The 8,095-nt window shown below is 36.6% G+C and carries 7 protein-coding genes and 1 pseudogene; 4 read left to right on the top strand and 4 right to left on the bottom strand.

Annotated features, from left to right (window positions below; translation table 11 throughout):
• Window positions 1–200, top strand: a pseudogene (locus tag Q1K78_RS16460) (transketolase); the annotation flags it as partial.
• 127 nt (window positions 201–327) lie between these two features.
• On the opposite strand, the gene lpxL reads toward Q1K78_RS16460, so the two are convergent.
• The 3 genes from lpxL to Q1K78_RS16445 form a co-directional block, all read right to left on the bottom strand.
• A complete protein-coding gene (lpxL, locus tag Q1K78_RS16455) occupies window positions 328–1,281 on the bottom strand; it encodes an LpxL/LpxP family Kdo(2)-lipid IV(A) lauroyl/palmitoleoyl acyltransferase (protein ID WP_300181401.1) in 954 nt (317 codons plus the stop codon).
• 232 nt (window positions 1,282–1,513) lie between these two features.
• Window positions 1,514–1,948 (bottom strand): transcriptional regulator, encoded by a 435-nt coding sequence (locus Q1K78_RS16450; RefSeq protein ID WP_300181398.1) that lies wholly within the window; start codon window positions 1,946–1,948, stop codon window positions 1,514–1,516.
• Window positions 1,949–1,986: 38 nt separating this feature from the next.
• On the bottom strand, window positions 1,987–2,295 hold the full coding sequence (locus Q1K78_RS16445; protein ID WP_300181395.1) for a helix-turn-helix transcriptional regulator: 309 nt from the start codon (window positions 2,293–2,295) through the stop codon (window positions 1,987–1,989).
• A 257-nt stretch (window positions 2,296–2,552) separates the two neighbouring features.
• Between Q1K78_RS16445 and Q1K78_RS16440 the strand changes: the two genes are divergently transcribed.
• From Q1K78_RS16440 to Q1K78_RS16430, 3 genes are all read left to right on the top strand, one after another.
• Window positions 2,553–2,795, top strand: coding sequence for a hypothetical protein (locus Q1K78_RS16440; RefSeq protein ID WP_300181392.1), 243 nt, complete (start codon window positions 2,553–2,555; stop codon window positions 2,793–2,795).
• Between the two features lie 243 nt (window positions 2,796–3,038).
• Complete coding sequence (locus tag Q1K78_RS16435) at window positions 3,039–3,401, top strand: hypothetical protein (protein WP_300181389.1); 363 nt, start codon at window positions 3,039–3,041, stop codon at window positions 3,399–3,401.
• A gap of 32 nt (window positions 3,402–3,433) precedes the next feature.
• Window positions 3,434–7,495: a zinc-dependent metalloprotease gene (locus tag Q1K78_RS16430; protein ID WP_300181386.1), complete on the top strand. Its 4,062-nt coding sequence runs from the start codon at window positions 3,434–3,436 to the stop codon at window positions 7,493–7,495.
• Between the two features lie 94 nt (window positions 7,496–7,589).
• On the opposite strand, the gene Q1K78_RS16425 is transcribed toward Q1K78_RS16430, so the two are convergent.
• Window positions 7,590–7,919, bottom strand: a complete 330-nt coding sequence (locus tag Q1K78_RS16425; protein ID WP_300181383.1) for a hypothetical protein — start codon at window positions 7,917–7,919, stop codon at window positions 7,590–7,592.
• Window positions 7,920–8,095 lie beyond the last annotated feature (176 nt).

Below are 8,095 nucleotides of genomic sequence, written 5' to 3'. Positions count from 1 at the left end.
CAGTACTTCCATCAGCAGTAACAAAACGTGTTGCTATTGAAGCCGGTATTGCTGATTTCTGGTACAAGTACGTTGGTTTCGATGGCAAGATCATCGGTATGACAACGTTTGGTGAATCAGCTCCGGCTGAAGAACTATTCAAAATGTTTGGTTTCACTACTGAAAACGCAGTGAAAACAGCAAAAGAGCTTTTAGCTTAATCCATAAAAAAGGACTTAATCACTACTTAGTAGAATTAAGTCCCTAAAGAATAAAGCCTCGTTTGTATCTAATTAAGATCTAAACGAGGCTTTTTCAGTTGTTACTCATAAATCTTAATTATCAAATCTAGTCATTAAGATTTACGTTTTTATAGCGATCACTTTCTAATGCGCCATCAGGTAGCGTTTTAAAGCGTTTATGTAACCACATCCATTGTGATAATCCTTTCTTAATTAATCGCTCAATCTCATGATTCAGAACCTTAGCGGCAGTGACAGCATCTCGACGAGGAATGTCACCACTTAAATCATCCCCTACCTCTAATGTATAATGATTGTCTTTTCGGATACTACTTCCAGACATCACTGCACACTTTGTCATATCAATTAAAAAACTAGAGCCCGTTGTCGTTGCTGCATCTTTTACCGCAAAAAAGGGCACAAACACGGCGTTTTTCTTACCATAATCATGATCAGGTAAATACCAAAGACGATTGCCAGATTTAAGTACTTTAATCATGCTTTTTACATCGTGTCGATCAATCATCTGATGCCCTTTACGAGTACGGCCTCGATGCTGAATAAACTCAAACACAGGATTACTGTTAGCACGATAAACCCCATACCCTGGAGCAAAAAGGCTGAAGATACGAGCGGTCATTTCTAAGTTTAAAAAGTGACAGCAAATAACTAACACCCCTCTTCCATCTTCTTCTTGTTTTAAGATTTTCTCTTTGCCTATGATAGAGATATGACGCTTAACTCGCCAATCAGGCCAAAACCACGCCATCCCCATCTCGATAATAGCTAAACCTGTGTTTTTAAAGTTTTCATGAACAATCTTGTCAATTTCTAAACGCGAATAATGAGGAAAACTAAGAGTTAAGTTCTTTCGAGCTATGTCTCCTCGTTTCTTTAAAAATAATTGAAATACACTTCCGATACCACTACCGATCGGTTTAAGTATAAAGAAGGGAAGCACATTAACTAAAATTGCCAGTACAGCAAAAAAAACCCACAAAAACCAATATTTTGGAGACAAGAGGTTCCATGTGAATTTAGGGCTTGGAACAGTTTTCATCACTCAACCTTATTAACAATGATACTGAGATTAGTATAATAGATTTAGAATAAAATTTAAGTGAAAAGTGATGGTTACTTCTGAATTTTATCAAATAATGAAAAAAATGGAATTCAACCACCACAAAAATAAAACACAATGAACGCATACAAGAAACAATCAGGAAATATTACAATTCACAACACCTAAAATTTTAAAGTTAATCGAACAATATATTTATATTATGCTTATTTTATTTAACACCATCACAATTAACAGTTTCATATAACTCTTTTAATAAAGTAGATTCTATATTTACTAGACCATTAGATAGGTGAATATAATTACCATTAGTTACATTTAGTAATATATTTTTCCTTATTGATTCACTTTCTTTTGATTCTTTATTCTGGAAATGAAAATGTTGAACCTTTTCATAAACCATTTCTGAAATCTGATCCGTTTGCTCTTGTGTTAAGCACACACGAGACATTCCAACTTCAGGTCTTTTTTCTTGTGATAATACTTCTAATCTCAACTTTTCAGCAAAGAGTTTATCGAGTTTTGACCCTTCAAAAAAAGTGTAATATGGGAGCGTTAAAAAACAAGGCTCACCATTTGAACGAAGTTCAATAAGGCCCATAATTTCTAATGATCTCAAATAAATATAAACACTTTGCTCTGTCAACTCACCTTCTTTAGCTACCTCACTAATCGAGCGGCCTTTTACATGAATTTCGTAAAAAAAATCATACAAATAAGGATGATGAAAAAAATCTCATCGAGAACTTCCGTTCTTGTTCCTTCTTCTCGATTATGAATATCTCGAGCAATTTGAGACAATTCTTCAATGTTGGTATTCAATACGGTCGCATATTCCATCAACTTATCAATACCAATAGAATTACTATGAAAATGACGTTTCAATGTTGATATAGGTACATTTACTTTTAATGATAATTCATTATAAGTAAGATCATTTTCTTTTAATTTAACTCGTAATGCATTAAGTAATAAACTCGCACAAAAACCCATAACTACTTCCTTGCTGTTATTTAACGAATAAAATTAACACTACGTTATCTTTCCAATAATTACCAGTTGAGTTTCATTTTTTGACGTTTATAGGCTCAAAATTTAAACCATATTATTTATAGCATTAGTAATTATTGCAGCTTACCGCCGTCAAAGGTTACAAATATGTTGCACCGTCAACTTTATGACGGGACTAATTATAATAACTTCGTCAGTTTTTGCTCAGTGAAGAGCATCATTTAACATGGAAGTCATCTATGCAGAAAAAAGTAATAAAGATGTCAGTACTCTCTAGCTTCATTGGATGCTCTCTCGTACTAGTTCACCCTGCATTAGCTGAAGAGACAAGTAACACAAACAATGAAAACATTACTGACAGTTCAAATACCTCATGGGGCGGTTCTCTCTCTCTTGGATATGACAGTAATTTTTTTCAAGAATCCGATTATCGCTCCAGTAAAGCCCTATCATTTCATGGGTCACTTTACCTAAGCTTTTGAGATAACTACTCTCTTTATAGCAATTCTGGCGGTTACCGTACTTTACAAAACGCCGAAGGATTCTATTCAACAGATACCGTTATTGGGCTATCCCGAGCCTCATTACTAACCTTTGGAGAGACAGGTAAAGTAGGTCTTAGCGGTCAATTTACTATCCCGACGTCTGAGTTTTCACAGGATAACCATTTAAATACGGCTTTTAGAGTTCAAACCCCTCTCTCATTTACACTGCTAGATATTGATATGACTGTTGCACCAAGAATACGTAAAAACTTTCATCAATATACGACCTCTTCTTCTGGAACAGTGAATCTCTCTTGGGGATTATCATTACTTCTCGCTGCAAATTATTCTTATGGTGATGCTTTTTTCTTTGCATCAGCACTGGGAGGAACGTCAATTAACTACAACGGACAATGGGCTGATGGATATAGCTATGGTGGCAGTTTAGGGACTGGCTATAAGTTATTAGAGGATTTATCAATTTCTTTAACCTTTGCTTCTTCAGGCGTATACACGGATGCAGCACAAGGCACTTTAGGTAGCTTTAACATTTTTGATGAAGCCAAAGCAACTTACTCACTTGGAATGACCTATTCATTTTAAGGAAGAACAATAACAAAACAGGATGTTAATGTATGAATTATAAAAAACTTTCTTTCACCGCCGCAATAGCGGTAGCCCTTACAGGTTGTGCTCCAGAAGAGCAAGAATACGATACGCTTGATAAAGATCAAACCGAAGTTCAAGTTCAAGACCTTCGTGTTGAAGGTCGCTGGTTTTATGCTCCCACCACTGGTGCAGCACCTCGCTTTGCGGTAACTCAATTCCCATTTTTACAAGGAATGGGGAGATATGTTGAACTTTGTTTTTCTGATGAAGGCTTAGAAGTTCGTGGTTATGATAATAATAATCCTGATCTTATCTTACCAAAAGATAAAAATGGTTTCTGTCTACCACAAGACCCAAACAATATTGGGTCGGATGACCAAGTAAACTTCCCTCACGTCATGACCATTCCTGGTAGCTATGCAAAATACCAATGTCGTGAAGACAGCTATGGCGATTGTACTAATATTGAAGAAACAGATCCAAACCCAAACCTTGGCAATACCACTTTTAGAAATAACACACACTTTACGCCAGATCCTGAATCAACCCTTGTTAGTGATCTTAACTGGGATGAGTTATATGGAACCAAAGATGGCTTAACACCTCAAGGCTCTCCTGAAGTCATTTCATGGGAATTTGACCCGAAAAAAGGCGTGTTAAACTTTGAGCTTGAACAGACGTTTAAAATCAACTTTTCCAAACTTTCTCGTTATATGGATTGGTCAGCGATGGAAGAAGAGTTAGCAAAAGGCTCATTTAAAGCCCGTTTTTTCTACTCTTTAGTTCATGAGAGTCACTTAGCGTCGAAAGATTATCAACCTGTTCTATACCCTGTTAATGATGAAAATGACATTGGCTTCTTTACTACAACAACGAAGAAAAAAGATCCTATAACTAATAAGTACGACTCTGTTACTTACTTAAATCGTTTTAACCCAAACAAAGACACAATCAAGTATTATTTATCGGATAACTTTTTTGAAGAAAAAAATAAAATCTTCTTAGATTCCACAATTACAACCGTCAATAAAATGAATGACACTCTGCGCTTACTTGAGTCAAACTCAGATAAACCCATGATTGAGATAGTAAATAAAACTGAAGGTATGGGAATTCACGCAGGTGATTTACGTTATAACGTGATAAACCTTGTTGATGAACCACTCGATAATGGTTTATTAGGCTACGGTCCGTCAATTGCCAATCCTGTAACTGGTGAAATAATTAAAGCTCATGTAAACCAATATTCAGGAGTTGCTAGAAGAGGAGTGCCTTATTATTGGGATAACATGGCGCGTTTATATAATCGTGGTCAACTAGAGTTAAATGGTCTCGACTCTGTAGAGGAAACACCTACGGTTGCTTCTCGCATCGAATTACAAAAAAATAAACAGGTTGCATCAAATTTAGAAATAAATCATGCCGCTCATGATCATGCTACAACCTCTTTAAATGAACAAAACATCATTCAATTTTTAGCTCAGCAAAGCATTACAAATAAATTATCTCCTGCAACGCTTGGGGAAGTCCATGATGACATGGACCTAGAAAAGATTGTTCAAGCAGAAGAAGAGCGCATCGCATTTTGGAGCGAAAACAATGTTTACCCTATTGAAGCGTCTTGGGTATCCTCTTCAAGTAAAGCCGTTATCGATAACCTACCTCTAACTGACGAAGGCTATTTTAATGCCGTTACTGATAGTGAATCTGGCATCGTAACGAACACATTAAAAGCTTGGTCAGATTTACCTGAAAATCTAAAAACAATCGCAGCTGATGCTATTACGGTAACGACATATGCAAATACACTGGTCCATGAGATTGGCCATAATGTAGGTTTACGTCATAACTTCAAAGGCTCTAATGACATTGATAACTACTTATCAAAAGAACAATCTAAACTACTTGGGTTAAGTAATGTGCCTGCATACAGTTCAACAATGGATTACGCACCAAGTATGTTAGATGAGATCCCTACATGGGGACTATACGACTTAGCTGCGTTTAAATTTGCCTATGGACGTAAACTAGACCTTATTGAAGCGTCACCAATAACTAATGAGCAACGTTCAGCCGAAGGTGGTGAATTAGAATATGCTGATTCATTTTATAATAAATACGGTGCAACCACTGATAATAACGCTTTAATGGTATGTACTGAACAATCTCCTATTCTTAGTGATTCAGGCCAACCAACGGGCCAATCAAACTATACGTGTGATTTCTCCCGTTTAGATACTGCGGCATTAAATGGTGACCCTCGAGCAGAGCACGGTGTACTCTATTATCTTGATGACATACTTGGTTTCTCGCGTAAAGCCTATGCATTCTGTACAGACGGTAATGTTTCTCTAAACAGTGATTGTAACCGTTTTGATGAAGGGACTAACCTTCAAGAAATTGCCACGTATCAATGGCAACAATATCTCGATAGTTATGATTCAAGAAATGCTGGGTTATACCGCGATGGAACGTTCAATTCTGATTATCCTTCATACATTATTCGTCGATTCCGTGAAATGAATACGGTTCGAGACATGATTGAAGATAATGAACGTATTGATACATTATTCCATGACTATGGCGACGCATCGGCTTCAGATAAACCGACAGAATTCCTACAACGAATAGCGGCTAATCCAAGTCTCTGTATTGATTCACCAGACAGGGAGCTTACTGCTGGAAATTCATGGTTATGTGATTATGCTTATGGTGCTAACAAAGCTTCAGAGTTCTTTTTAGATGTACTAAGAACACCAGAATCTCAGTGTATTATTACAGATCGTGCAGGCGTTACGCGTAGTATCTCGCTTGGAGAGACATTGAGTGCTCAAAGCTATAAAATCCCAAGTGACTATGATATTACTCGCGCTGATTGTTTTGATGACGTCGCAAAGCCAATTATAGAGTCTTTACACGGTGCGACAGAAATACATGCAAAATCAATTAACTCAAAATTTTTAAACTCAGTTGGTTCATTTGACCCTGCAAATCCATACTCAAATGCAGTTTCAGTTTTGGGTATGTGGCCAGATAAAGGACTAGCAAGCTATCAATTAGCTCGTCGCTATTCTTTACGTTACACCGATGAAGCTGCTTTTGCGTCATTGCTAGATTTACCAGGAGTAAAAGCTGAATACGATGCAATAATGGCACATCTAGTTGCCAAAGAACCATTGGTTAATGCTGTAGAGTTTGTTAACAGTACAGGTGTCACTTATGAAGCAACCATTGATGTTAATCTGCACGTAACTCAACTTGTTGAGTCATTACCACCGCTACCACGAGGTATTTTACACTTTTATAACTTGAATAATTATGCTCGTACTGATATGTCAACCATGATCTTATCTATGGGTACAGAACAGATGCAAACAAGAGACTTTACGTTTGCTGAAACCGCTCAAAAACAAAGGAATAGTTTAACAAAGCAATTAGACCGCTACGGTTTACTAAATAATAATTCGCTTACTATTTCTTTAGAAGGCATTAACTATAAAATTACCAAAGATAATGTTCTCGCAAATCGTATCGCATCTAAGCTATTTACAAGCGAAGGATACAATGCAAAGCTTGCGTTAGACAAAACATCAGCCGAGACTTTGGATTTAATTCTATCTGCATGGGAACCAGTTGCAGGATTCCAATCCAATTTCCATACACCAATTCTAGCGTTAGATGCACCATTTATTGAGCTGATTGTAAATTCATACAAAGCACAAATTGCATCAGGTGAAGCCGGGTTAACATTTGCAAAAGTAGTTGATGGTGTATTAGCTCAAAACGGTGTCGTTTATGACGTTGAGACAGATATGGTTACCTATAATGGTGGTAAAGCTCACACTAAAAACAGCGTGACGGTTATTATCGACTATACACTGGCTTATGTTAATGCAGGTCTAGACCCTCAATTACTGGCGGCAAGTTTTGCTTTATATAATGGTTATACCACAGCAATAGATCCTGAGAAATTTGCTTGGACTTTGACACACAGTATGGTTAAGTCTTACTTGTCAGGTGACTACACAAATATGGTAGGGCAGCACTACGAAACGCTTCGTAAGCTACCAACGAAAAATGTTTATTAAATCTTAATTAATCCAATAAAAGCCAGCAAATTACGCTGGCTTTTATTTGTTTAGATACTAGATATAAAAAACCACCTTGAAGTGGTTAATAGTATTAAAGTTCAATTCCAGTAAATTGCATTGGGGTATCATCAAACATAAAGGTCACATGACTACGTCCTTCAAACTCACGGATCATAACTTGGTTAGTACTTGTTGAGTTTGTATTAATAATCGTCATGATATCTTGAACCGTATCCACTTGCGTATCACTACATAAGTGATATTTCTTCACAGTTTCAACGTTATCACCCGTCGTCGATTGAAGATCCAACTCGGCATGCACTACTTGGATGCCTGATGGCTCCGCTGTAATTTGAATATCAAATCCACTTACATCATATTTAACCATTTCACACTCTAATGCCTTAAATTTTGAACCCATTTATATCAAATAAAATACAAAACTGTGAGCTTTATTAGTAAATTAATTGAAATTTCAGCACTTCTTTAAGAGCAACCATCACTTATCTTACAATCTCTATACCTTAATAAAAGTGTAATGATGTAAGTTACCTACTCTACTTTAGATGTGGCTTTTCTGTGGCATTGGTTTGCTTT

Origin of the sequence: uncultured Aliivibrio sp. (genome assembly GCF_946479765.1) — a bacterium.
Taxonomy (GTDB): Bacteria; Pseudomonadota; Gammaproteobacteria; order Enterobacterales; family Vibrionaceae; genus Aliivibrio.
This window is presented reverse-complemented; position numbering and strand designations above follow the sequence as displayed.

Excerpts from the sequence above, each read along its gene's own strand:
- Q1K78_RS16445 (WP_300181395.1), bottom strand. The coding sequence starts at position 2,295 with ATGGGTTTTTGTGCGAGTTTATTACTTAATGCATTACGAGTTAAATTA.
- Q1K78_RS16440 (WP_300181392.1), top strand. The coding sequence starts at position 2,553 with ATGCAGAAAAAAGTAATAAAGATGTCAGTACTCTCTAGCTTCATTGGA.
- lpxL (WP_300181401.1), bottom strand. The coding sequence starts at position 1,281 with ATGAAAACTGTTCCAAGCCCTAAATTCACATGGAACCTCTTGTCTCCA.
- Q1K78_RS16425 (WP_300181383.1), bottom strand. The coding sequence starts at position 7,919 with ATGGGTTCAAAATTTAAGGCATTAGAGTGTGAAATGGTTAAATATGAT.
- Q1K78_RS16430 (WP_300181386.1), top strand. The coding sequence starts at position 3,434 with ATGAATTATAAAAAACTTTCTTTCACCGCCGCAATAGCGGTAGCCCTT.
- Q1K78_RS16435 (WP_300181389.1), top strand. The coding sequence starts at position 3,039 with ATGACTGTTGCACCAAGAATACGTAAAAACTTTCATCAATATACGACC.